The 2,064-nt window shown below is 41.9% G+C and carries 1 protein-coding gene; it reads right to left on the reverse strand.

All coding sequences use genetic code 11. The features are described 5' to 3' along the window. Window positions 1–415: 415 nt before the first annotated feature. Window positions 416–2,053: a phosphotransferase gene (locus tag V3V99_10160; GenBank protein ID MEE9443015.1), complete on the reverse strand. Its 1,638-nt coding sequence runs from the start codon at window positions 2,051–2,053 to the stop codon at window positions 416–418. Window positions 2,054–2,064: the final 11 nt, after the last annotated feature.

Raw genomic sequence — 2,064 nt, forward strand, 5'->3', positions numbered from 1 at the left:
GTATGCTGCAACCATCGATAATGCATTCCGACTCCGTGATTTCAGGTCCGGTAAGTGCGTGTGGAATAAGCTCAAATCGGTCATCATTTAGAACATGTCTTGCCACTACACTTGATACTTTCCCTGGGATTCCGTTTACCATGACTTTTATACTCTTCATTTTGCACCTCCGATATGTGATATGAAAGTGGGCATTAGTCACTTGCCATTAGACAGGGCGAGCAAATTCGAATACCAAATGACAAAATGACCGAAACAAATTCATTGGTAATTCAATGTTTTTGTCATTGGAGCATTTTCATTTTTGTAATTGTTTAGTATTTATCCCCGTCGGGATGCTTCGCGCGATCTTCGGATTTCGGATTTTTGACCGGAACCCAAGGTTTGCGGTCAAGCATTAAATATAACAGAAATATCAATTTGGCACATCAATTTTTTCCACAATTGATTTTATGCCCGGAAATTCCGTATTTTCAAGGGCGGTAAGATTATACTTCAAGTTTTTTATTGCCTTGGGGATATATTTTTCAAAGTATGTTTTTCCTCTTACCCGGCTCAGATAACCAAAGGCACCCAGTATCTGTAAGTTCCTTGTTATTGCGCAATATTTATAACAGGCAAGAAAATTTTGCGGATCAAGGCTAAAAATAGATGAAAGCATTTCAACGCAATAATTCAGCAGCTCGATCTGCACTGAGTGGGGTAATTCCACATAGGGATCAATCAGCAAGGATGCAAGGTCGTATTGGATCGGACCTATTCGCCCACCCTGATAATCAATAAAATAAAAGCGATTATTATTTACCATGATATTGCGTGACTGCATATCACGGTGCATAAATCCATTGACGGAAAATTCAAGGGCATTGCCTGCAAGGGTTACAAATTCGTCTTCAAGATCTTCAAAGCTGGTATCCATGCCAAGATATTCCTTTAAAAAGGCATCGACAAAGTAGCGGCATTCCTTTTCAAGAATAAGATCATGATTGTAAGAAGAAGTTTGATGTGTCCAGGCAGGTTCAAAGTCTGTGGCGCATGAGACAGAGAGCTCAACGAGAAGACGTATAACAGATTTGTAACACGAGATGATCTCACTATGATTTTCTGTGTTTTGGATAACGGTCTGAAGATTTACATCCCCCAGATCTTCAAGGAATACCAGACCTGAAAAAGTGTCATAAAGATAAGTCTTTGGAACCGGGATACCCTTGCCGTGCAGATGGCGGCCAATGGCGACAAAAGAGTCTGTTTCGTTGGTTGCACGTTGTCTTCTGATGCCGTGATCCGCCATCACGAGTGATCGTCTACCCGCGGTCAGTCGGTACCAGTTTCTTTCGGATCCATCCCCTTTTAGTTTGGTGCGGGTAATCATATTGTTCAACCAATCTGGAAAGGCGCGCTTGAAAGCTTCGGGCGCCATTTTTTCAAAAACTGCCTGCCAGTATCTTTCCGGGGTACCGATATCCTTCCAAAAGTATTCTTTTGAAATAAAGGCTCGCACTTTTTTGTTTTCTGATATCAGTTTACGATATAAATCGATGCTGCTTGAGAATACACTGCTTGGTATTAATCCGAGAACTTCCGGGTCAAGAACCTGTATTCCGGTAAAGGTGAGTATTTTGGTTCCTTTGGGCCGAAGAATTTTTGAACCGGAGGAAGGGGAAGAGGGTAGGGTACGACTGGGGACCTGTTCATGAAAATCTGTAATAAAGCCGTTATGATTTATCGATACGGTATTGAACTCCGGGTCGTCATGCAGAACCAGAGTAACAGGATGATGATGATTTAGGTGAAAATCATATACTTTTTTCAAGTCAATATCCGTAACAATGTCACTGTTTATGACCATAAAGGGTTTGTCGTCCCAGAAGTCGGCGAGATTTTTTATGGCGCCTCCTGTACCGAGGATTTCGGGTTCATGTCGAGTGATGACCGGAATCGAGTATTTTTGCAGATCGAGAAAGGAGTCTATCTTTTGATACAGATGATGGGTGTTGATAATAACAGCTTTACAGCCCGCATATTGCAGGTTGCAAATAATGATGTCCAGCAGCGGACGTCCTG

This window comes from Candidatus Zixiibacteriota bacterium, assembly GCA_036480375.1.
Taxonomy (GTDB): Bacteria; Zixibacteria; MSB-5A5; order GN15; family JAAZOE01; genus JAZGGI01.